At 35.5% G+C, this 25380-nt stretch carries 18 protein-coding genes; 9 read left to right on the forward strand and 9 right to left on the reverse strand.

The window, feature by feature from the left end:
* Positions 1–121 precede the first annotated feature (121 nt).
* From CH364_RS14360 to CH364_RS14370, 3 genes are all read right to left on the reverse strand, one after another.
* Positions 122–3241 carry an HAD-IC family P-type ATPase gene (locus CH364_RS14360; RefSeq protein ID WP_100787868.1) on the reverse strand — a complete coding sequence of 1040 codons (3120 nt, stop codon included), beginning with the start codon at positions 3239–3241 and terminating at the stop codon, positions 122–124.
* 67 nt (positions 3242–3308) lie between these two features.
* Entirely contained in the window at positions 3309–3728 is a 420-nt protein-coding gene (locus CH364_RS14365) for a hypothetical protein (RefSeq protein ID WP_100744257.1), read from the reverse strand.
* 14 nt (positions 3729–3742) lie between these two features.
* A complete protein-coding gene (locus CH364_RS14370; protein WP_100744256.1) occupies positions 3743–4546 on the reverse strand; it encodes an SDR family NAD(P)-dependent oxidoreductase in 804 nt (267 codons plus the stop codon).
* A 268-nt stretch (positions 4547–4814) separates the two neighbouring features.
* Here CH364_RS14370 and CH364_RS14375 point away from each other — a divergent pair, with 268 nt between their 5' ends.
* A complete protein-coding gene (locus tag CH364_RS14375) occupies positions 4815–6122 on the forward strand; it encodes a lactonase family protein (RefSeq protein WP_100744255.1) in 1308 nt (435 codons plus the stop codon).
* 20 nt (positions 6123–6142) lie between these two features.
* Positions 6143–7585: a hypothetical protein gene (locus CH364_RS14380; protein WP_100787869.1), complete on the forward strand. Its 1443-nt coding sequence runs from the start codon at positions 6143–6145 to the stop codon at positions 7583–7585.
* On the opposite strand, the gene CH364_RS14385 is transcribed toward CH364_RS14380, so the two are convergent.
* Both CH364_RS14385 and CH364_RS14390 read right to left on the reverse strand, forming a co-directional pair.
* On the reverse strand, positions 7489–9864 hold the full coding sequence (locus CH364_RS14385) for a hypothetical protein (RefSeq protein ID WP_100744253.1): 2376 nt from the start codon (positions 9862–9864) through the stop codon (positions 7489–7491). The genes CH364_RS14380 and CH364_RS14385 overlap by 97 nt on opposite strands.
* Positions 9865–9900: 36 nt before the next feature.
* Complete coding sequence (locus tag CH364_RS14390) at positions 9901–11913, reverse strand: neutral/alkaline non-lysosomal ceramidase N-terminal domain-containing protein (RefSeq protein ID WP_100744252.1); 2013 nt, start codon at positions 11911–11913, stop codon at positions 9901–9903.
* Positions 11914–12138: 225 nt separating this feature from the next.
* On the opposite strand from CH364_RS14390, the gene CH364_RS14400 reads away from it, so the two are divergent.
* The 5 genes from CH364_RS14400 to CH364_RS14420 all read left to right on the forward strand — a co-directional run bounded on the left by CH364_RS14400 (position 12139) and on the right by CH364_RS14420 (position 18516).
* Positions 12139–12456, forward strand: coding sequence for a DUF3817 domain-containing protein (locus tag CH364_RS14400; protein ID WP_100744250.1), 318 nt, complete (start codon positions 12139–12141; stop codon positions 12454–12456).
* Positions 12457–12711: 255 nt separating this feature from the next.
* Positions 12712–14235 (forward strand): lipid A deacylase LpxR family protein, encoded by a 1524-nt coding sequence (locus tag CH364_RS14405; RefSeq protein ID WP_100744249.1) that lies wholly within the window; start codon positions 12712–12714, stop codon positions 14233–14235.
* 97 nt (positions 14236–14332) lie between these two features.
* The gene (locus CH364_RS14410) at positions 14333–15664 is read left to right on the forward strand and encodes an MFS transporter (RefSeq protein ID WP_100744248.1); all 1332 of its coding nucleotides are present in this window, start codon (positions 14333–14335) and stop codon (positions 15662–15664) included.
* The gene (locus CH364_RS14415) at positions 15661–17352 is read left to right on the forward strand and encodes a glycoside hydrolase family 2 protein (protein WP_100744247.1); all 1692 of its coding nucleotides are present in this window, start codon (positions 15661–15663) and stop codon (positions 17350–17352) included. The genes CH364_RS14410 and CH364_RS14415 overlap by 4 nt, the downstream gene beginning before the upstream one ends.
* A gap of 9 nt (positions 17353–17361) precedes the next feature.
* The gene (locus tag CH364_RS14420) at positions 17362–18516 is read left to right on the forward strand and encodes a YheT family hydrolase (RefSeq protein ID WP_100744246.1); all 1155 of its coding nucleotides are present in this window, start codon (positions 17362–17364) and stop codon (positions 18514–18516) included.
* A 2-nt stretch (positions 18517–18518) separates the two neighbouring features.
* Here CH364_RS14420 and CH364_RS14425 read toward each other — a convergent pair whose 3' ends face one another.
* Complete coding sequence (locus CH364_RS14425) at positions 18519–19661, reverse strand: AraC family transcriptional regulator (protein WP_100744245.1); 1143 nt, start codon at positions 19659–19661, stop codon at positions 18519–18521.
* 118 nt (positions 19662–19779) lie between these two features.
* Between CH364_RS14425 and CH364_RS14430 the strand changes: the two genes are divergently transcribed.
* Both CH364_RS14430 and CH364_RS14435 read left to right on the forward strand, forming a co-directional pair.
* Positions 19780–20919 (forward strand): DJ-1/PfpI family protein, encoded by a 1140-nt coding sequence (locus tag CH364_RS14430; protein WP_243401385.1) that lies wholly within the window; start codon positions 19780–19782, stop codon positions 20917–20919.
* A gap of 120 nt (positions 20920–21039) precedes the next feature.
* Complete coding sequence (locus tag CH364_RS14435) at positions 21040–22731, forward strand: methyl-accepting chemotaxis protein (RefSeq protein ID WP_100744244.1); 1692 nt, start codon at positions 21040–21042, stop codon at positions 22729–22731.
* A gap of 52 nt (positions 22732–22783) precedes the next feature.
* Here CH364_RS14435 and CH364_RS14440 read toward each other — a convergent pair whose 3' ends face one another.
* The 3 genes from CH364_RS14440 to CH364_RS14450 all read right to left on the reverse strand — a co-directional run bounded on the left by CH364_RS14440 (position 22784) and on the right by CH364_RS14450 (position 25295).
* Positions 22784–23329, reverse strand: a complete 546-nt coding sequence (locus CH364_RS14440) for a DUF4334 domain-containing protein (protein ID WP_100744243.1) — start codon at positions 23327–23329, stop codon at positions 22784–22786.
* 84 nt (positions 23330–23413) lie between these two features.
* Positions 23414–24136, reverse strand: coding sequence for a flagellin family protein (locus CH364_RS14445; protein WP_100744242.1), 723 nt, complete (start codon positions 24134–24136; stop codon positions 23414–23416).
* Positions 24137–24143: 7 nt separating this feature from the next.
* Positions 24144–25295 (reverse strand): hypothetical protein, encoded by a 1152-nt coding sequence (locus tag CH364_RS14450; RefSeq protein WP_243401384.1) that lies wholly within the window; start codon positions 25293–25295, stop codon positions 24144–24146.
* Between the last annotated feature and the right edge of the window lie 85 nt (positions 25296–25380).

Consider the following 25380-nt stretch of genomic DNA (forward strand, 5'->3'; position numbering starts at 1 on the left):
TAACCATCTTACAAATCATGTTTATTATAGTGATTCCATGGTCAACTGATACGAATCGAATGGTATACTTAGGATAAATAAAAATTCAATAAATTTCCTTAAACACTGTTCTGGAACGATTCTAATTCATGTGAAATTTCTTTCTGCGGAAATATTTTAAGATTTCATTGTAAACTACCATAACAACTGTTCCATGAAATGCGAAAATATATACATGAATAGGAATTGGTGCAAAATAATATACGGAGCTTAGATCAGTGTAAAAGAAGATTCCGCAGAGAAAGAAGGAAAATACGATTCCAATCCAAATGATTCTGTTAGAAAAAAGATCCATTTGAAAAATAGATTCAGTTTTTGACCTTTTACAAAGAACGTTTGCGATTTGCACCGTGATGGTCGGGAAAAAGAATGCGGTAAGAGACTGCAGGTATAATGGACTTGCATTTGCCATATTCAAACCTTCTGGAGAATGCGGTAATACTCCATCACACTCAGTATAAACAAAATAAAGATAAGTCGATAAACAAGATAAAAATAAGATCATGCCCTCAACGAGGTACGATCTAAGAATAAATCGTATTGAAATTAACTTTTCATTTCGATTTCTCGGTGGCCGTTTCATAATTCCTTTTTCTGGAGGTTCCGCACCAAGGCCCATGGCCGGAATCAAATCAGTTCCAACATCAACAGCAAGCACGCCCATAACAGTCATAATTAAGGGAAATCCTGGAAACAATGCCCAAAGTAAAAAAGGAATTAATTCTTGTGGATTTGAGTTCAAAACGTACGCGGAAAATTTACGAATGTTATCAAACACACCTCTCCCCTCTTCGATGGCATCGGCAATTGTTGCAAAATCATCATCCACAATGATCATTCTTGCTGCTTCTTTGGCAACTTCAGTTCCTCTTTTCCCCATTGCAATCCCGATGTCAGCTTTTTTAAGAGCAGGACCATCATTCACACCATCTCCAGTCACTGCAACAATTTCACCTAACTCTTGCAACATGGATACAATTCTTAACTTCTGAGAAGGGGAAACACGGGCAAAAATAGGTTCACCCCTTCGGATCCATTCTTTTAAGGATACATCATTCATTTTGTCAAGTTGTGCCCCGGTGATTACAACTGGAGTTTCCCCTCCAATCCCAATAGATTTTCCGACTGACTCGGCTGTTAAAGGATGATCACCTGTAATCATTAGAATTCGAATTCCTGCAGTATGGCATTTCGAGATGGCATCTGGTACTTTTGGACGAATCGGATCCGCAAGACAACAGTGACCTAAATACACCATCGAAGATTCAACTGAAGGAAAAGCAGAGGGAGAAAAGTCATCTTTTAACAATCTATAGGCGAAAGAAAGAACTCGATAACCCTGCCCTGCAGAAAAGTCCGATGCATTTTTTAATTTTAATCTTTTTTCCTCATCCAAAGGAACCACAGATCCATTTTCGTATACATGCGAACAAACAGAAAGTATTTCGACAGGACCACCTTTCGCATAAGCTGTCGTAAATTGATCTCCCTGAATCACAACACTCATTCTTTTTCTTACTGACTCAAAAGCATTGGTATGAATTCTTTTTCCACTAGCATCCGGTAGTCGACCTTGAGACAGATACAATAAAGCAAGTTCGGTTGGATCACCCAATGGTTTAGGATCTAAAATGGCATTATTACAATAATAACCACAACTTAGAAATATTTGATTCCCTTCCTTAAATTCTATTTCTTGAGGAAGATATAATTTCGAATCAAAATATACCTCAATCACTCGCATTTGGTTTTGTGTTAATGTACCAGTTTTATCGGAACAAATTACCGTTGTACAACCCAAAGTTTCAACACTGGAGAGATCCTTTAAGATTGCATTTTTTTTTGCCATCCTTGAAACACCCAAGGCAAGAGAAAGTGTTACGGTTGGCAATAAACCTTCGGGAACGTTAGCAACAAATATACCAATGAAAAAAATAAATGCCTGAACAAAGCTTAGCCCGGCAACCATATACCCTAAAAATAAAAAGACGATACCGATTACAAATGCAAAGAGTGAGATGGAGATTACTGTTTGTTTGAGTTGTTTTTGTAACGGACTCTCTTCTCTTTTAATTTTTGAAGTCATACGTGCAATTTGTCCGATCTCAGTCGATTGCCCAGTTCCAAAAACTATTGCCTTTGATTTCCCTTTAATTAAAGAACTACCTGCAAAAAGAATATTTGGCATTTCTAACCAAAGAAACTTTCCTTCCAAAACAATTTCACTATCTGATTTATAACGTCTTGCAGAAGTGGACTCTCCAGTTAAGGATGAATTATCAACTTCTACGTCTTCCGATTCGATGATACGACAATCAGCAGGAACAATGTCCCCTTCCGAGAGAACAATCAAATCACCAGGTACAATTTCGTCAGCAGGTACAGTTGTAGTTTCGCCATTACGAATCACAGGACATTCCTGAGCCAATAACTTACGTAAAGCTTCGACAGCATGGTCGGATTTAGATTCTTGAAAAAACGAAAAAATCCCATTGATAACTACAACTATAAAAATTGCAATACCAAGCTCAGGCATATCGACACCAGGTACAAAACAAAGAGCAGTTGCAACCCAAAGTAGGACCGCAAACAAACTAAAAAAACTTTTAAAGAATTTCCAAATGATTGGAGTCGACTTTTCGTTTTCAATGGCGTTTTTACCAAATGTATTTAAACGAATTTTTGCTTCTGATTCACTGAGTCCTTTTTGTAGGTTTGTCTGTAGTTCAAACTCAATCTGCGACTGGTTTAAATTTTTATAACTTGGCTTCATATCAGATTCGCCTCGTTGAACTACCGACAAAACTTTTGACTCCGTATCGCAACTAAGCAATTCTTCAAAAATCTGAGGCAAAAGGGAAGAAAGACCATGTAACAAGCGCAAATGAAGTGATGGTTGTGTTTCCGGAATCATCTGAAATAAAATCAAATGAATCACCCTATCTTCCAAACGAATCCCCTGCGGGATTAAAAACAAAAAAACTTCCGGGGATTTAATATGTATGGAACGAAAATGTGGAATTAAGATATGAGGCCCGAGGCTTCCGAACAGACTGTTCGGGAATGTATCCAACCTATTTTGCAAATCTTGTTTAATTGGATCGTTTTCGACTTTCTTTAATAACTCTTGGCTTATATCCTCCCAATTTTTTGCCTTGGGAAGGATATGAATCGAATTTACATTTAGATATTCGAGTAGCATACTCCAATCAAACAAACCCTAAATGAGGATTCTATCACAATATCGAAACCCTCAATAAATAATGATTTTATTGAAAAATTTCTTTCGTTGCTTTTGGATAACGAGACTGGATTCCATCCCACCAAACATCCGTACTAAATGCAGCTGATTCTGAAATTTGCCACTTCCCATTTACTTTTTTAAATAGAGCTTCCACATGGCAACAATCATAAGGAATCTCTTCCGGTAAAATAATTTCTTTTCCGTCTTTTCTTTTGGCTGTTCCACGGAACCAGGCGTAATCCCCAGATATTTTAAAATGTTCTACGACAAAAACAAATTCCTGTTTGAACTCGCTGGAAAGATTCGCTCGTAATAAATCCAATAAATAGGTTCTTTCTTTTTCGTTGGAATTTGTTTTAGTTTTATAATCGAGGATAGGGGTCTCTGCAAAAACTCCCAATGTTAGAAATAGAATCATTCCTATTAAGTAAAAAAATCGTTTCAAATGAATTCTCTCCCCTATCTTACTTTTGCGTTTTGAATCATTTTAAAAAATAATGATGGATACATCGCCTGCAGAAATAAGCCAAATTTTTCCTTAATGCCTGCAATGACAACTTCACGTTGTTTGTTAGCAACAGCGTGCAAAATTCTGTGGGCGCAAAGTTGGACAGGTAACCCTGCTGCGATCACGGAGTCCATGGTGCCAGTGGAAGTGCCGTCTCCTTTTAACGCATTTTTTGAAATATTGGTTTGGATAAATCCTGGATATACCATCGTCACAAAAATTCCGGCTTTTTCTTCTTCTGATCTTAACGAATGAAAAAAACCAACTAATGCGAACTTGGAGGCAGAATAAGCAGATCGAAGTGGACTACCGATTTTTCCAGCAACACTGGAAATCACAGCGAAATGCACTTCTTTTTTACCCAATATTTCCGGGATCATCGCACGAGTCATTTCCGCAGCACCATAAAAATTGGTTTTCATAATCTTTTCTAAAGTAATTAAATTTGTTTCTTTTGTTAAAGATCTTTGGCTAATCCCACCATTATGAATGACTACTTTTGGAATTCCGTATTTCTTTAAACAACGTTTTGCAAAACCTGCGGTTGACTTATAATCTTCCAAATCTAGTTTTTCAACCGCATAACGACCCTTTTCAAGATGAAGTTCTTTTGCGATTGCCTCTAAATCCTTAGTTTTACGAGAGGCAAGAAGAACCTTTGCTTTCCGTTGGTAGGCTTGGGAAACCAATTCTTTTCCAATTCCTGAGGAGGCTCCCGTTATCCAAACCCATTCATCTTGGTAAAATTCACTCATAAGCTTCCTCTTGTATCCCTGTTCTTTTTTCCTAAAATTTCCATCGGATACGGATTTCCCACAACTTGTTTTTCAAGGCCCTAGGGATTTCGAACGGAAGAAATATTTCTAAACATATGTCTATTTTCTTGTCCGTACAACCAGAACGGACTCTTACAAATTGAATTGACAGGGGGAAAATGATATGTACCAGTAAAAGAGTCAGTCAATAAATTGCATTCAAGCCAGGTGTCCATTTTCTAAAACCTGTCCCTGATAGAAGGATCTTATGACAGTTCGTTCTCAGTTCATTTCACGTGCCTTTTTCATAACGATATTATTTGCATTTGCCTTCCAATGTAAGATGCCTGCATTAAATAACCCCGGTGATCCCCTTTCCGAGGAGTTTGCAAAACAATCGATATTCTCAGAATTTGTCCGCTATTTCCTCCAAGAAAAGGCACTGCCCGATGGGTTGGTACTTTTGCTGTATAAAGGGACTCCTTCGTACGAAGCAGGATTTCGAGTTTATAAAGTAGATCCTGAATATGGACTTACAAATGATTATGTTAGCGATATTAGGGCTGCCTCATTAACTTCCTTCCCGGGTTGTCAGCCTGTACGTATTTCAATTCCTCCAAGCTCCAGAGATATCATTACCTTTACAGGAACTGCCAGTGACCATGTGACTGTTCATAAATATGGGTTCGATAGGTCTCTCTCTTTAGTTAGTGACCAAGTTGGATTTGGCATTCCGATAATCAGTACATTCAATTCTGATGGAACTATTTTGTATTCTTCTAATTCATCAACGAATCCAAATACCATTAATCGCTCTTATAGAGATCCAATTTCCGGTGCGGTTTCATTAAGCAATCAAGGACAATACCCTTTTGGGGTTGGGTGCTCTCCAGTATCTATTCGGACAAGTGATAAAGACGGATTATTCTTTACTGCATCTACTGTTGGAACTCCTATGGGTATCTATGTTCATAAAAAAACTGGTTTAGATTCATTGTCAAATGTTGGAGGGACTCCTTTTACTTCTCCAGATAACCCATCGCAGAATAATAGCCTTTGTTTGGTTGAATCAGATAGATTACTATATATGACTTCAACAAACTCTAGTTATCCGATTTATGGTTTCAGATATGATGACAGTGGAAATATGCAATTGTTACCAAACTCGCCTTTTTCACCAGATCCTTCTTACTCAGGAGCTGCTCCGAATGATAATTTTTCGACAAACCTTTCCCTTGATCCTAATGGGAAGTATTTAGCTTTCCTTTACGCAGCTGGTGCTACATTCTATATCCATATTCTATCAGTAGATAATGTAACAGGAAATTTAGTTCCAACGGATCAAAAGTTAAGTGTAGGTAATGCACCAAAACACTTACAATGGGATAAAAGTGGAAGATTTATTTATTTGGTTTCCGATACAGGTGGAACCACCAATAAATTTCAAATGGAATATTTTAGATTTTCGCAAAACGGATCCTTAACTAGAGGAGTTAATTCTCCTGTGACATTTAGTAATATGACAGGTGAATATGCGCCAAAAGATCTAAAGCCTATCCAAAGATACTTTCACTGACGATTAAGTCTATTTCTATAGTGCAAACGTTTCGCAACGCAATCCTCTTAGGATTCACTTTATACGGAATCCTTCTCTTTGCTTTTGCAGGCGTTCCTGACGCAGATATATTTTACCATTTTGCAGTCGCAAAACTCTACTTAAAGGAAGGTTTTGTTTCCAGACTTCCTTGGCCTGATATTGGAATCCAATCACAAGAGTTTACAGATTATCATTTCTTATTTCATCTTATACAAATCCCATTTCTTCTTTTGCCAATTGAAGAAACAATCTCAATTAAAATTTTTATCTTAATTTCAATTACAAACTTATTATACCAAGTAACAAAATACCTAAATACAGAATCTCCGAATGTATCTCCGTACCTCATTGTTATCTTTTTTATTTTAGGATCCGTATTATTTACGGGAAGGATGTTATTTGGAAGAGGAAATTTATTATTTTTTACTCTATATTTTGCAATATTAAGAATTTGGAATATAAAACATCTCAAATGGATCTTTTTTCTCTCATTTTTATCCGTTTGGTCTTATAGCGGATTTCCTTTTTTATTTTTTACTGGGCTGTTTATACTTATCTTACAAAACAACAAAGAACAAAGAAAAATATTTTTGACTTCTGTTATAGGAATAATTTTTGGTTTAGTCATCCATCCCTCTTTTCCTTTTCAATTCAAGGGATATTTCATTGAACTTGTGATCCAATCCTTTCCTCCACCAGGTGTGGAAGCAATTGCAGAATGGTTACCTCCCACAAGAGACATTCTCATTTTAGGTTTTTTACCTATGTTACCGTTATTGTTACTAGTTTTTAGAGATAAAATTTATAACAATTTCCATCCACAGAGTTTTGTATTTTTATTTTTAGGAATCCTTTGTTTGGTTTTTGCTGGAGCCTCCATGCGAATCTTTGAAATGAGTTGGCTTATGTTCTTTATATTCATTTTTTTGAATATAAAAATTCCACATAAATTTCAACTTCTCATAGGGATTATGCTTTTTGTAATCCAATTCCCAATCGCTTATGGGAAGATGGGACAACAATTCCGATCTTCCGAAACCAAATATGGTTTTATTGTAACCGAATGGATTCGGTTCAATATCGCAAAAGGGGAAAAAATTTTCCTTTCTTGGGCGGACTATCCTTACTTTACTTTCAGAATTCCAGATTATCGTTTTCTATTTGGGCTCAACCCGTTGTATGCATGGTCATACAACCAAGACCAATACTTTACTCAAAAAGCTTTTTTCGAAGGAAATGTCCAAGGCTTTCAACATATACCTAAAGTGATGAACTATAATACCGTTGTGATCAACAAACATTATTATAATCATGCTAGTTCTGAATTCAAAAAATTATCTACGGATTATCGTTTGGTTTTTGAAAATGAAAAATACGATATCTTTGTTAAGATCACCCCAACAATAACCAATAAAAAAGACACCGACATTCCAATCAGATAAACAAAACCGTCCACATAAGACAATACGGGGACCTTCGCATTTTCATTGTCTTTCGCCAATAAAAACTCTCTTCCCGTATCATCTAACATAAGTTCTCCTGTAAGTGCGGCTCGTCCTTTAAAAAAAGAATGAGTTTCTGATCGGATTTGATTGGTTTCTGGACTGTTTGGAATTTGGTTCAAAAAAAGTGGCAGAGTTAACATAGTATAACCATAATTAGGTGATATAAGTTCAGATTCTTGTATGACAATCGAAGGGATTTTTTTGTTCCTTATACTTTCCATAAAAGAAACTTCGCCAAATCCCTTTTCCTTACTAATTACGATCACTGCAGAAAGATAAGGCAGAAGCGATTCCATTTTTTCAAGTTGATTTCGATTAATCCTAAGTATTTTTGTTCTATAACCAATATTGGTTATATACATTTGTAAAAAACTGCTGGTTTTTAGAAAGTCTTTATACCCATATTCAGAATTTGAATTAAAAAGATTCGAGTGAATGAGACCAATTGGTAGGATCGATTTTTGTTCAATCTCTGGTAAAATTTTGACTATAGTAAAGGGAGTTTCCACTGCAATTGTTTGTATACGATCTTTAAATTGATTCAAATAATTATGATATTCTGGAGTAAAGCCAACCATATGAGTCACTCCAGAACGTAATAGAAAATCCAGATAATACCCTGGGTCTTTTCCTTCGATTTGAAGAGATGTCAGAGTATCTCTCCAATCCACGTCAGTTCCCCAACGAAACGTATGTCCAAAACCAAATTCTTGCCAATTAAAAACAAGAGTGGAATAATACGAAGACTCCACTGTCAAACCGAGATTGTTTCGAACTCCTGCATTATACAAAAGTGGTAACCAAAAATGCGGAGTCCCGAACATTAACTTCGATTTAACAATCTCTGGCTGCACCAATGCCCCTTTTGGTAAGGATTTCAATTTTTCAGCAAGGTTTTGATATAACGTTAGTTCTTCGGTAGTTCTTGACTCTCTCCAAAGTGGGGAACTGTATTTTTGGTATTTGGTTAGATCAAAATTTAAAAATAAAACAAACTGCACAATGAGAACGAAATAGATTAAAGGAAACAATGGGAGTTTTCCTGATCTTTTCCCAGATATAAAATGAATTCCAAATGGAAACAAGATTGAAAAAGTTATAAAAAAACAATCGAATGCGCGGTAATTATGGATCTTAAAATTCGGAAGGATGTATCCAAGCGAATAATCCAAGGACAACCAAAAGAATACGAGAATAATTGTCGTAATCAGTTTACTTCTCGGAGAATTATGAAACTTCCGAAAATTAAAAAGAAAAAGAAATAATGCAACAACAGACAACCATCTACCAGAATTGATGAAGGCCACAAGATAAGCCAAAGTTAAATTTTCGCCATTTGCTGATGCTAACAAAGCAGAATCATAAACGTCTTTACCTAAAATAGATAGTAGCGGAGGATATGCGTATCCGTAAAAAACACCACTCGTGTATTCAGAAAATCGAAAATAATTATAAGCCACAGGAAGGATCAAAAAAAATATAAACAATCCAACAAAACTAAACTTTTGAATATTCTGGATTAAAAATGCCCTATACTCAAAAAAATATAAAACCAAAATCAAACAGTAAAAAATTGAACTAAGCAAATGTGAATAAAAAACAAGAGACGTGAATCCAACAAATAGAATTAAATCAATAGACTTTAATTTTTTCCTGTAGCGATCTAATGAGACTAAAGCAAAAAGAATCAATGAATGAGAAAAACTAGAAATCACCGTTCCTTCAACAATACCCACCAAACTTGTTCCTTGTAGTCCTTCTCCCGCATAACTGAAGTAAAACAAAACAGAAGAAAATCCAAATAGAATCTGAAAGTATCTTGGGTAAAGAGACCATAGAAATTGTTTTGCAAACAAATAAATCGAATAAAATAAACTTAAGATTGAAAGAAAAATCGAAATTGAAAAAGCAGATTCGATATTGATCGAAAAAAGTGAATGAATGAGATACACTAAAAAATAATAGAAAGGTGGATAAAAATAGAAAATTGGAAATCCGCCAAACCAAACATCCGACCATCCAGTTGCCGTACCTGATTGTATTTGTTTCACAAATTCTTTTGCCAAAACTATATGGCCAGGAGTATCCCAACCACTCAAAGTTTCGCCAGAAAATAAATACCAAAATTTTAGGGGAAGTGAAAGTAATATAAGAAAGCCGAGTCCATAAGCCAAATACTTGGCCCATACAACTCGGCGAAAGGAAAGTGAATCCATTACAAAAAAGTAAGGGATCTGATTAGTTTGGCAATCTTATATTCCACCTTCCAATAATCGAAAACTAGGACACTCTATACGGTAAGCAGATTTTTTTCCATCAGCTCCAAGGTATATTCCTTCGTGAACCAAACGATATTCACCTGGTTTAGTTTCAGAATTGGTTTCCCAAAGTAAATCCAAACTTTCTTCGTTTTTACCCCATAAACCACGTTTTTGGTAAATAAATTTTGTATCAAAATCAGCATCAGACCTTACTGGTTTCCAAGTGGACTCAACCAATGACTCAACCCAAAGGTAGGAAGAAACTTTTGGATAACCAACATTGGGATTTGCTGATGCCACACGACAAGAAACCACTTCACCTTTTTTATATATTTCTGCACTCGGTTGGATGATATTCTGAGGTTTGTTAGAAACCACATCGGCAGAAGGTATTTTTAAAGGATGGACACGATCTGATAAATCCATAGGCATTAGGGTTGTTTGAGCCGCAGGTGTACCATTCTTCAGCTCTAATGACATTTTATGAAACTCTTGCCTTAAGGCATTTAAACTTTGTGGCCCATGTAATGTATGACCACCTTCATAATTTTGTGTGGAATATTCTTCTGGAGTTGTAATGTATCCGGAAAAATCATTTGTTAATCCAGATAATACGATTTCAGATGATTGTTCTTTTAAAACTGACTGAACTTCTTTTTTTAATCTTCGACTGGACATGGTTGTGACTTCATGTGGCAAAACTAAAATTGTTAGATCACCAATAACAGCGAGTCCATAAGGCAAAATTTGTGGCAAACTAGGGATTGGTTTTGTTTCTCCCATCGGAAATAAAACTGCTTTTGGATTTTGGCATTCTCTTAATTCATCTGATGGAGATTGCAACATAAACTTTGCAATCCAATCAATATAAAATCTTCGATTCTGATTTGTCATTCCTTCATGGAACAACCAATGCCCTCCTCCTTCTTCCGTTGAACCTGCAGCAAAGGAATATCCGTAAGCAGAAGGACAAGTGATTTCGTTTTTACCCGTTCCAGAAAATTCACTACTAACGGGATGTTTACTCATATCGATGAATTTTTGTGTAAAAGAAATACCACCTGACAATCGTTTGCCTTCTGACTTTAAGATTTGTTGGCTTGCTAAAAATTGTCTTTTTCCAATAATAAAACTACTATCATAAATATCCTTTCCAGGACCTGTGTTATTTAAATTTAGATTTGGAGAGACATCTCCCTCATTTGCCTGTGCAAAGATAGCAACAAAATCATTTGCTCCTTGTTTTTTGGCTTCTGACTCTGCAAGTAAAGAGGCAATCCCTTTGTTATCTGAAGAAATCAATCGATTATCAAAAGTAATATTGGTTGGGTGTACGCCATACCAATTTACAAACCCAATTGGAACTCCTGACACTGATACTGTTAGTTGGAGCATCTCTCTATCAATATTGTCTGAGTATAATTTTCTTTCTGAATCTGGGTTAGCAAGATAAGCAGAAAGACTTCTGTTGATTCCCCCTTCTTTCACCATAGCTTTTCCAACAATCAATTCTGCAGGTTTTAACTTTTGATATGCCTCTTTAATAGATTCAAAAATTCCATCTCTTAGCACTGCATAAGATTCTGAATAGAATTCTTTTGAATAAAACGATACTTCGGAATAATGAAAATGTCCAGCAGGACCACTGTGTGTATGAGATGCATTGATAAGCACATTACCATAGTTAAATCCTGGATCTAATTCTTTTTGAAGTCTTTTGACAACATCTCTTTGGATTTCAAACGGCACTCCTCCTACTTCGGCGGTCACATAGGCCATGAGTTTTTTAGAACTTTGGTCACGAATGACAAGAGAGCGTGCAAACTGTCTGGTTTGAATCCCAAGACCTGTTTGGTCTTCCCTGGCGTAACCCCAGAACATGACACCTACGGGTGGACCAGTGATGTCCTTTTTCGCCATCGCGGCAGAATATACGGGCTTTTCTTCAGAATGAAGGGAAAGCGTGAAACAAAGTAGTACAACCAGTGAAATTCGAAACTGCATCCTTTAGATTCTAAAGGGCTTAGTCCGAATTGTCAATCCCGAACAATTGTCGACTAATTTGTGGATTGGGCCAAACGACACTCAGGAACTACCTCAAAATAGCCGTTTTTACCAGAAAAAGTGGAAACGGAAAGAAAAAGAGAAAAGTAAGTCGCTGAAGAAAGTAAGGACGAAACTAAAGATTTTTTGGAACCTGGAAAATACCGAACTTTAAAGGATTTGCCGTTGTATACTTTACTCCAAACAAAATTAGGAAGATTTCGCATTTTGGCTTTTTTAGAAGGCCTTTCGTTTCTCACGATCCTCTTTGTGACCATGCCTCTCAAGTATCTATACCAAAATCCAGAACCAAATAAGATTGTAGGTCTTATTCATGGTTTATTATTCCTTTTGTATTTAGTGGAACTTTTCCAAGTAAAAGTGGAGTTAGGTTGGAAGGTGAAAAAAACCTTATTAGCGGCGCTTGCCTCCGTTCTTCCTTTTGGAACCTTTGTGGCGGAACGTTATTTGTATTTGAAAGATGATTCAGAAGAGAAGCGATAGATCCGTTAAAAAAGTCCTTATATTTTTATTACGATTCTTTGTCAGTGGAGAGAATATATTGATTCAACAGACAATTTAAAGAGAAAAAAATTAGAGGTTCTGAACCAAGATTCTCTCTGGCTCATCCTTCTTTTAAATTTTTTGCATAACTCTGATGCCCAAATGGGAACCTTGACAGTCAATTAAACTACTAGACATTCCCCAAAACCCTAGAGAGTTCCTTGCGAATTCTTCTGGGGTTTTTTCTATAGGATCATGAAAGCTCTACGTTTCCTTATCCTTTTGGCAATTTTTAACTTCGGTTTAAATGCCCAATCAACAAAGGCGATAAAGAAACAAATCCCAATCAAAAAAGACCTGCAACCTGAAATCGAAAGAACAGTGCCAGAGCCAAAAGACCAATACCAAATCCGACTCATTATGGAGAACGATGCGTTTGGAGCTTTCTCTGATCGATATTATACAAATGGCTCTCGATTGGAGTTTCATATGACTGCCGGTGAGTCTAATCCCACTCGAAAAATTTTAGGATACTGGAATGATATATTTATTACACCATCAGCATCCACAAAATACCTACAAGGTTTTGCATTAGGACAAGAATTTTACACACCAACAAATATTACCAAGGCGGATGTTTCCTATGGTGATAGACCTTATTCAAGCAGAGCATACTTTAGTAACTCCTTAACGACTGCAACGGAAGACACAAGTATCACCACCGAATTAGAAGTGGGGATGATTGGACCTTCAGTGGGTGGCAAGTCGGCCCAAATGAACTTTCACAATCTAATTGGTTCACCAACACCGCAAGGATGGGATACTCAAATTCCAAACTCATATTCTGGAGCTTTACGAACTGACGTAAGAAAGTTCCATCATCGTTTTTTTGGAACACAATACAATTTAAATCTTGGAAATATACAATCAGATGCTTCGTTTGGTCTTATCTTTCGATTTGGAAATGTAGATAAAACTCCGGGACCAGGAAGTTCCGCCTTACAACCAGGTCCACCAATACTTCATGAAGATGGAAAAGGATATTGGTATTTTTATATTAATCCTGGTGGTACATTTCAATTTTATAATGCAACCATCCAAGGACAAATTGGAACAGACAGAACTTATAAAGCACAAAGTAGAGAGTCCGCATTTAGCAACTGGGATAACTATTTAAATAATCCAACTCCGGAAGCAGGAGAAAGAGAAATACAATATCGAGCACTTGCAGAAGATAACGGTAGAAATTCCTTACAAAGGTATATTCTTTTTAATGAATTTTTAGTAAAGGGAACTTCAAATCCCTATGATATAGGGCTCAATTATTTGATATTCAATAATATTTTTAATGGTGCAGAAGACATTGAAAGAGGTACGAGATTATTTTTATTAAAAAATCTTTCCGACCAATGGGACCAAATCCCAGATAACGCCCGTGCTTTGGCAATTTATTCTATCTTCAGACCAGATGGAGGGAAACTTCCTCCAATTGTAAGACTTTATTCCTATGAAATTTTATCACAGTTCATTCTTGATCCCAAACAAAGAGAAGTGCTATTACAACTGTTACGTGAGGAAATCGAATACCGGGATGACAAAACTTACGTGGCAGATTTAAAACGGGCAGTCGGATTTGTTCGTGCAGGATTTGTTTCCGTATCCAATGCCGGATTTATGTTTGGGATTCACTATAACTACCAAACTATCGATTTTCAATCTGGCAAAGGTTTACCCCAACAACACCAATGGATAGGATTTCAATTAGGTAAAGTTTTCTGATTACCCTTTTGTAATTAGAATCACTATCAAAGAAATTTGAACCAGTGTCAAAATTATGGTCGCCAATACAGGTGTCTTTCCTTGACACTATGCGATCATGAACAATCACAATTTAGGTGGCCGGCTCTGGTCAGTGCTCATTCTATTTGGTCTCGTCGGACAGATCGCTTGGTCTGTTGAGAATATGTATTTTAATCTTTTTATTTATAATACCATTGCGAAGAACACTTCTTCTGTCACACTGATGGTCCAACTGAGTGGCATTGTCGCCACACTTACTACGCTAATCGCCGGGATCTTAACTGATAAAGCCGGGAATAGAAAGTATTTTATTTCTTTTGGTTATCTTCTTTGGGGTTTACTCACCCTTTCCTTTGCCTTTGTATCCAAAGAAAATACTGCCGAATGGTTTCAACTTTCGGATACAACTCAAATTGTGAGCCTTACCATCGCCATTGTCATCACATTGGATTGTATCATGACAGCCTTTGGCTCTACTGCCAATGATGCTGCTTTTAATGCATATGTGACGGATAACACAGAGAATGCGAGAAGTCTTGCAGAAGGAGTTTTGTCGGCTATGCCCCTCCTTGCAATGTTAATTGTTGCAGGTGGATTCGGAATCATTGTGAATGCTCTCGGATACCCAGGTCTCTTTGTTGCTGTTGGAACGATGATGTCTGTTTCTGGAGTAATTGGAATATGGATTATCAAGGACAATCCTAATCTAAAAAAGCAGAATACTAACTTTTTATCTGACATTTCATACGGATTCAAACTGGATGTAATTAAAAAAAATCAAAATCTCTATTTATACTTTTTAGCTATGGGAATCTATGGAATTGCAAGTCAAGTTTACATGCCATATTTAATTATTTATATGCAAGAGTATTTAAAATTTGATGCCATACAATACTCGATCGTTCTTGCTGGAGTGATTCTTGGTGCAAGTATCATCACAGTTTTACTTGGCAAACAATTTGATGGAAAAAACAAAGACAAATTGTTAATTTACTTTTCTATACTTTATATAGTGGGAATGATTTCATTATATACAATGTCAAAAACCATCGATCTAAGTTTAAAAACGGAAGTTATGTGGTTCACTGGATTAACAAGCTTAATCCTAATCACAGGATTCGTTCAAGTTTTAGCACTTTTAGGTGCACAAATCCGAGATTATACACCACAAGAAAATACTGGAAAACTGCAAGGGATTCGAATGATCTTTTTTGTTTTAATTCCAATGTATATAGGTCCTATGATTGGAGAAACAATCAACGAAAGAACTAACTTAACTTATATTGATCCAGTGAATGGTGCAACTGCACATGTTCCTGCTCCAGAAATATTCTTGGTAGGAGCAGTTTTTTGTTTACTCATCTTCATTCCTCTTTCTTTACTTCTCCGAGGTAACCAATCAAAATGAAAACCGTTTCTCACACAGAATACCCTCGTCCACAACTAGAACGAGATAGTTATATCAACTTAAATGGAGAATGGGACCTAACTTATATTAAATCTGGAACCACAACCAACATTGAATACAAAATCAATGTTCCTTTTTCTCCTGAGTCAATTGCAAGTGGAATCGGAAACTTTATACTCCAACCGAATGAAGAACTAGTTTACAAAAGAGAATTTGATATACCGTCTACTTTTGTTCGAGATATCACATTACTTCATTTTGGAGCCGTTGATTATTCTTGTATTTGTTTTATTAATGGGAAAGAAGTTGGGTCACATAAAGGCGGGTTCTTACCTTTCCAATTTGACATTAGCCAATGGATTCAAATCGGTAAAAACGAAATCCAATTAATTGTTACAGATCCGACTGACTTCGGAAGTCAAGCGAGAGGGAAACAAAAGTTAAAACGTGGTGGGATATGGTATACACCTCAATCAGGGATATGGCAAACAGTCTGGTTAGAGAGTGTAACCAAAAATTATATAAAAGATATTAAGATAACGCCAAATATAGACACAAAAAAAGTAGAAATCAACGTCTTAACAGATAGTGACAATGTCAGCGTTCAAATTTTTGACGGCGAAACTTGTATAGGAGAATCGAATTTAAAAAATGCAAATCTTGAAGTTCCTAATATGGAACTTTGGTCACCGGAAAATCCAAAATTGTATGGAGTTTTAATTAAGTCAGACGGTGATACTGTAAAATCATACTTTGGAATGCGAAAATTTTCAATCGGATTCGATGGAAAATTCAAAAGACTCTACCTAAATAACAAACCTTATTTCCATAATGGTCTGCTAGACCAAGGATATTGGTTTGAAGGTCTACTAACACCACCAAACGATGAAGAGATGATTAAAGAAATCAAACTCATGAAAGAAATGGGTTTTAACATGTTACGAAAACATATTAAAATTGAACCTCTGCGCTGGTATTATCATTGTGATCGACTTGGAATTCTAATTTGGCAAGATTTTGTTTGTGGTGGCGGTGATTATGAAACTTGGAAAGTTGCATATTTACCTTTTATAGGTTGGAAAACTAAAGATACAAAATATAAATTCTTAAATAGAACTGATGAAATTGGTAGAAAGGAATTTATTGAAGAGATAGACCAAACTGTCAACTTACTAAAAAATACAGTTAGTTTGTCAGTTTGGGTTTTGTTTAATGAAGGTTGGGGACAGTTTGATAGCATTCAACTTACAGAAAAATTAAGACAACTGGATAATACAAGAACCATCGACAGCGTCAGCGGTTGGTATGACCAAGGCCAGGGAAGCAGTGATCTAAAGAGTTTGCACTTATATTATCAAAAGTTAAAAGTTCCTAAAAATGAAAAAAGAGTGATTGTACTTAGTGAATTTGGTGGTTATTCTTTAAAAACTGAAGGTCATGTATACGATGAAAACAAATTATTCGGATATAAGATACTTCCAAATAAACAGAGTTTAGAGAATGAATATAAAAATCTAATTGAAAACGAACTAATACCGTTACTCGATAAGGGATTAAGTGCTGCAATTTATACTCAAGTCAGTGATGTGGAAGAAGAAATTAACGGTATTGTAACTTACGATCGAAAGGTAGTAAAGTTTGACATCGATTTTATGAGAAACTTAAATGCAAAACTTGTATACACATAGGATCATACTGTGAATTTTTTCATTTCCCATCCGTTACTTACTTCAGTTTTTGTTGGATTGGTTCTTTTTCTATTCTACTATTTTTGGGAAGTGGTGGAAACACCAGTTCTTAGGTTTAGTGAATCTGATTTTTTACTCCGTGTCATTGAGCGATCCCCTCACCTAACAGAAAAATATTATCCGACTTTTTGGTGTTTTAACCAACATTTAATGTTATTCCTTCTTATGTTTCGCGAGTATCGTACAAAAAAATATGAATATGACCAATTGGAACAGATAAAAATGAAGGATGGTGGAATCACTGGCCTAGCTTGGTCAGGTATAAAGAATCGCTCAACCAATCATGAAACCCCAATCATAGTGCTCTTTCATACGATCAGTGGAGACGAACAAGATGTAAAATCCACTGTTAAATACTTACGTGAACGATATGATTGGATTGTAGTAGTTTGTATACGCAGAGGACATGGAAATCTCCCACTTACAAAACCCAAAATCAATACAATGGGTTCTACTTCCGACTTAAAAGAACAATTATCCCATATCCAAAAAAGATACCCAAAAAAACAAATGTTTGGTGTTGGAATTTCGGCTGGTTCAGGATTACTTGCACGTTATTTAGGTGAAGCTGGTGCAAAAAGTCAATTTAAAGCAGCTGTGGCTGTCTCTCCGGCTTATGATATCGAAAAAGCTTTTCATAGGGTCCATCCGGTTTATAGTAAAATTATGGGCCAAAGGTTAATTAACTATTTTCTAAAAACTCATTATGAAAGTTTATCCAAATTAAAAGGAATAGATGAACTTTTAAAAATAAAAACAATCGGTGAGTTTCAAGACAAACTACATGCAGTTTCCGGATACAAAGATAAAGAAAATTATTATTACCATTCCAATCCAGTGTTAGTTGCAAAAAATATAAAAACCCCTTTACTTGTTCTGAACTCAGCAGACGATCCTATTTGTGTGAATCAAAATGTATTAGAAAACTTGCATTGGTTAGAAACCCTACCAAATACAATTCATTTGCATACGAAACGCGGTAGTCATATTGCATACTTCCAAGGAATCAAAGCAAATTCATGGTCTGACCTAGTCATAGGAGAATATTTTGCAGCCGTTCTCAAAGAAGATAACCCAAAACAAAAACCAACAAAAAGGAAATAGTTTCATTTGGATAATGATCGATAGTTTTGGGGAGAAATACCAAAACGGTTCTGAAATAGTTTATGAAAGGAAGACTTGGAATTAAATCCAGAAGCATAAATAACACTTAAAATAGTCATCTCTTTTCTTTCTAATAGAAGTTTCGCAGCCTCCTGCAAGCGATATCCGTTAACGTAATTACGAAACGTACATCCAAGTTTAGAGTTTAAAATTTCGGAAACTTGATGTGTATTTAAACCCAATCGTTTTGATAAAAAGCTTAAACTTAGGTCTTCATTTAAATACAATTTTTCTAAACCCATTAACTCTTCTAATTGTTGGAGAACTAAAGTAATATCGACTCCTTTGACTCGACTTTCTTGGTAACGAGCCAACCGAGTTTCTTTTTTAAAATTAGGAATGAATTCTTTATGAACCGCTTTTAATACGAAGATATATGCCAATAGAAATGTCAAAGTTGCGCAGGCAAAAAGAAAAATCTGCATATAAAAAAGTTGCGAGAACACAAACAAGCTAACAACTAACAATGAATATCCCATGAAATACAAAAAAGGCAAAAAAGAGGATTCTATCGTTTCTTTAAATTCTAACTTCCAACGAAGTATTCGAACTAAAATGGTAAGTGTATATCCAAAAATAGATACAACTCCAAAACCCAAAAGGACTCCGATGGAAGAATAGTAAAAAGAAGTCGGTTCATGGATTTGTGAATCTAAAAAAGAAATCTGAAAACTATCAGGACAAAATAAATATAGATAGAAAAAACTAATGATACTTGGCAATAAATGGTACCATTGGATTTTTTCCGACCTGCCTCCACTTAGTTCTTCAAAAAATATATATCCAAGAGGACCGATCAGGAAAAGACAAGGGATATGAATTCCGTAAAACAAAGGAAAGGAACGAATTTCTTTTGTTAACTCTCCATAAATATGAAATTGAAGAATGGCCAGTGATAAAAAAAGAAAAGTCGGAGTATATCGATAGAGATTACCTAAACCAGATTGAATCTTAGTCAAACTCAGATGGTGATTTTCAGAGGAATTTGGTTTAACTTTTTCTACCCTCTTCTCTCTTGATTCAATCCAATAAGAGAATGCAAGTAATGAAGCAATGACGGTCCCTGCAAACGGAATCAAATTCATACCACAATGAAGAATCCAAATTTTTTTCTGTCTATTTTTTAAAAGAATTTGAAAACATTTTTAGTCCACCTGTATCCGCACGGACGACCTAAATTTTATGATCTGCGATACTCTTTGTATGAACCGAAACAAAATCCTTTTCCCAAAAAAAACCAAATTCCATTCTAATCTTTTCCTATTTATGGCCTTCCTCCTATTCATGAGTTTCCCATTTGGGATTCGATCCTTTGATCTATTGAGCCAAACACAAACGGAAAGGTTGAATAAAATTCCTATCAAACCAACACATAAAAAACCTGTGATAACAATTATAGGAGAAAACCAATATACGGAATTAACTGATTTTATCATTCCTTATGGGATAATCAACCGAGCAGAGATAGCAGAAATTTTTGCTATCGCACCTAACAAAGGAAGAATGGATTTATTTCCTGCCCTTTCTATCGAAATCACAACCTCAATTGCTGACTTTGATACCTTACATCCTGAAGGAGCAGACATAGTTATTGTACCAGCCATCCATAACGCAGACAATAAAACATTAATCCAATGGATCCAAAATCAAAACAAACAAGGTGCAACTATTGTTGGCATTTGTGATGGTGTTTGGACCTTAGCACATGCCGGTTTACTAAAAGGAAAACATACTACCGGACATTGGTATTCAATGCCCGATTTATCTAAAACATTCCAAGACAGTATATGGACAAAAAATAAAAGATACATTCAAAATAAAAATATCATTACGACTGCTGGAGTTACCGCATCCATTCCCATTTCGTTAGCGATTGTTGAATCAATCGCAGGATTCCAAAAAGCAAAAACCATTGCGAAAGACCTGGGAGTGACAGATTGGGACCCAACCCACAACAGTGAAATCTTTCATTTTAGCTGGGAAGATTATAGAACAGCTGCAAAGAACCTAACATTCATTTGGAACCACGAAACCATCGGTATTCCTATCTACCAAGGTATTGATGAAATTTCAATTGCTCTAGTCGCAGATGCCTACTCTCGCACCTACAAGTCAAAAGCAAAAATTGTGACAAATCCCAACCAAACTGTTTTTACGAAATCAGGAATTCAGTTCATTTCTGAAATAAATAATCTAGACCAAAGTCAAATGACACTTAGTAAAGAAATTTCGAAATCCCAAAAGCCTATAGACCAACTAAAGGATGCTTTAAATGAAATAGAAATTCGCTATGGATCACAAACATTGCGATTTGTCACAACACAATTGGAATATCCGATGTAATGATTTTATCATTATGTCCCGTGAGAAAACGAAACCCAAAAAACCAAAATGAATTTTAACACTCTAGAGTTTTAGGCTAGCATCTCTTCTGCAATTGTTAAAATTGGAAATAGAAAACTTATGCATTCAAAACTTAAAACCTATTTCCTTCTTTCCTTTTTGGCCTTTGGGTTACTTTTTCTTTTTAGCATAACTTTAGTTTTGCAGATCCAAAACGCCTTACCTGAAAACCTAACATCGACAATTGGGTTTTCATTGATCATTCTTTTGATTATAAGTTTAATTTTCGGATTGGCACTTAGCTCTTGGTTTGAAAAAATTTTTGGAAAACTAGAAGTTGCGTTTAAGGAAGTTGGGCTTGGAAATTTGCAAGCTCGACTCATATTTAAAAAAAATGATTTATTAGCAGAATTCTATTCTAGTTTTCATAGAATGTTACAAGCTCAAGAAGAACTAATCCAACATATCAAAACTTCTGCAGATACCTTATCTTCAGACTCACAAGAGATGAAATTAGTTACTCTCGACTTTGCATCCAACTTACAATCACAATCAGCTGCTACAGAAGAAGTTTCAGCATCCATAGAAGAAATATCGGGAGTAGCAGTATCCATCTCAAACATCGCTGAAAACAATTCACAAAGTATGAGTAACTTAACATCAGAGGTAGATCGACTTTCCGATGCCATCGATAAAACAGGTGAATATGTAGAAGGAACTCTGGATTCAATTAAAAATATCATAGATCGTGCAGAAGCTGGAAAAAACACACTTCGTACTATGAATGAAGCTATGGATAATTTATCTCAAAGTTCGCTTGAAATTTCAAAGACTGTCGATGTCATTTCAAAAATCAGCGAACAAGTGAATATGCTTGCTCTTAATGCTTCTATTGAAGCAGCACGGGCTGGTGATGCTGGAAGAGGTTTTGCTGTAGTAGCAGAAGAAGTTTCTAAACTTGCAGAAAGAACAGCTGGTGCTGTGAAAGGAATCGACTCTCTCATGAAGAAAAATCAAAATGATGTTTCTTTAGGTAGAGATCAAATTGAAAAGACTACAATGGAAATTCAAGAAATCATTGGAAATATTGATTCCATCTCAGAAAAAATTACCGAAGTTCATTCAGCCGTGAATACTCAAAAAGATCTAAAAAACAAACTATTACAAGAAGCAACTTTCGTAAAAGAACGATCTGAAGAAATCAAGGAAGCTGTCATTGAACATAAAACAGCAACCAATGAAGTGATGGCCTCTGTCTCTTCCATCAGCCAATCATCTTTTAGTAATTCTGAAAGTAGTGACTTACTCGCCGAAAAAATTACGGCAATTGCCAATACAGCGGACAAACTAATTTCGATGGTAGATCTTTTTAAAACAAATGTTGTCTCTGATGAATCAAACATTTCCGAGAGAGACGAATCTACACACAAACTTCAATTTAGATCAGATATTGGAAGTATCTACTATATAAAAGAAAAAGATTTATTAGAAGTTGTTTGGACTCCAGACTTTAGCGAAGAAAAATACATAGAAATCTTAAATGAAGCACTGAATATTATCAATAAGTTTAACATACGTAAGTGGCTAGCTGATACAAGAAGAATGGGACTCGTCACGCGGTCAGCCCAGGAATGGGTGAATGTCAATTGGTTCCCCAAAGCAAGTAATTCTAGTTTAAGAAAAATGGCAGTTGTCGTTCCAAATTCAGCATTGGCAGCAATTTCAATCGATGACCAAACTCTAAAAACAGGAAACGTTGAATTAAAATCAGTGCCTAGTTTAGAATCGGGAATCGCTTGGTTAAATGACTAAACTTTCATAAGTGAAGATCCCTCGTTTTACAGTACACGAGGGATCTATATTTTTATTTGTCCCTTTCTAATACAAAGAAAAAAGGCTGTTTCATTCCTTTAAAATCCATACAACCAAACATTGTATCTTGGTTTACCTTCTTAAACACATCATGAATGGGCAAATTATCATAGATCATTGCGGCTGTTAGTTGTCCACGAAATTCAATTCTCCTAACTCGTGCTTTCGATTTTGAAGTTTGAAACAAAAAACGAACCAATAAAAACAAGTATTTTAATGGCCACAATTTAGTAGATGGGATTAAAGTAGCCAATCGAACTGGCATCAGCGAAGGATTGACCTTAAATAAAGTTTTTCCAAAAGAGCGAAATACTAGCGGATGAACGTTATCGGGATCTACAAATTCCTTTCCATACCAATTAAAAGTTTCCAAGGCGCCATCCATCGTATGGGCAGTATGAAAACCAGATCCGTGCCATCGTCCAATCATATCTTCTATTGAGACAGTTTCCAACGCATCGTATAGTGCAAACGAATCACTTGTCGAATTGTTCTTTTTACTGCGCATTTCATTAAATTTAATTTCGAGAGTATTCATACTTAAATTCTTACCTAAGACAATCTTTTTATTATACGACTCCTAGGAAATATTTATCCAAACTTTAATTCCAATTTTCATCTCTCAATTAAGAACAGATTGCATTCGGTTTCGCTCTTCGATTATTGTATTTATTGCTCCTTCAATTTTTTTTTGAAACAAAACTGGATTCGACAACGTCAACGGATTTCCATTATTCAAAGTTAATCCTAAAGACCTAGATGTCATTGTGGCAATACAAACTCTAAATAATTTTTCATTTAATTCATTGATAAACCACAAGGAAGCAACTCTAGAATTTTTTGCAAAATCCCCTTCAAACAAACGCATATGATTATACTCAGCAGTTGAAGCCAAACGATCCACTTCATCAATCAGCGCATTTACTTCAAATTGTAAGTCAATAGGTTTGCCTGTTGTCATTGATTTCGAGATCAACAATAACTTTTTTGAGATCTGAAGCATAGTGTCTAAATATACGATCGCCTTTCGTATCAAAAAAGATTGTTTTTGGAAGGTTGTTTGAATCGGATGAAGTTCAAATAATTTTTCCAATCTTTCCGAAGTTAGAGAAATAAATTTTAACCTTGAATCCAAGGCATTGACTTCATTTTGATTCGAAATCTTCTGATGATAAGAATTAGGACGTACATTGATTCTTAGTAGTATTTCTTTTTGGTTTAAGGTTGAAAATGAATCCTTAGAAACCCAATCTAATATTTCTTTTTGAAGGAATAGGATTTGTTTTTGTATGATGGATTCTCTTTGTGATTCTAAAGATTGAATCGGATTTTTTGGCAATTTCATTGATACCTCATGGAAAGTACAACTTTCGTTCCTTTTGCAAAACTTCTAACGCATCCTCGAGAAAAGGTAGAGAACCTGTGGCAGTGGCAGCTGTAGACAAAGTCAAATTTCCACCGTAGCGATTGACTAATCGCAACCTCTTACAGAGATCCTTATCTCCACCAGTCGCAACTGAAACTTGACCAATCGTTTGAATGAGAGAGGAAACTACCATTTGTTGGTTTTGCCTATCAATTGCATGATAGACTCCACTTTGCATATGAAATGCTCTTTCTTTTATCGTGCGAATTGCAGATTCAACGGAAACTGAGCGAATCAAAAATAGATTCTTAGTAAATTTGTTTTTTTCCTTTGGTTCGTTTTGAGTTTGAATTTTTGATAAATATTGATCCACAAAATTTAAATAATAAAACCTAACCGTATATTGGTGCCACAGTGCAAGATTCGTTTGCAGCCGATAAAGCAGAAGGCTCAAAACACTTAAGATTTCATAAATAGTATTTCTTTTGTATTCTAATGTACTATTATATAGTTTAGAATCGTTACTGACATTCTGGAACTCCAATGGTAGAGGAAAAAATTGGATCACTTCCTCTTTATGTGAACCTAACCAAGGAACAGCGAATATATTCTTTGAAGGAATCCAATTCAAATCCTCTTTTGTATTTAAGAAAAAATAAGGAGTCTCACCTACTTTAAATTCATCCCCCAGTGAAAGGATCCAATTTTTAATTTTTAGAGAATCTTGTTCCAATTCATTTTTTTGATAATCTTCTAATCCAAACTGGATACAAAGATTTTGCCAAACTTCTACGAGCTTTACGACAAGTTGGAAAACAACTTCACTTCGAATGGAAACAAAGTATAAATCTTTGTAGGTAAAATTTTCTTTTGTTAAATCCACTGGATAGAGGGTTTGTAACTCGAAGGATACCATTTTTAAAAACGTATCGAACTCCATACCATCCCGATAAACCTTGTTAGCCAAGGTGAAGAGAATTTCATCCGTCGCTGACATTGGATATACAGGAATTTCCGGTAATTTTTTAGGTCCACGCTTCAAGTTACCTTTTGTCTTTGCAACCATCGGAGTTCTTATTGCTGTCACCAATAGAGCAGTGACAGAGATACGTTTTAAAAATTCAATTCGTAGAATCATGCGGAAAAATATAGATTAAATTTATCTTATTTACCTGAAATAGCAAACAAAAATCGTAACTATATTTAATTGCAATTTATTGACT

Origin of the sequence: Leptospira harrisiae (genome assembly GCF_002811945.1) — a bacterium.
Classification (GTDB): domain Bacteria; phylum Spirochaetota; class Leptospiria; order Leptospirales; family Leptospiraceae; genus Leptospira_A; species Leptospira_A harrisiae.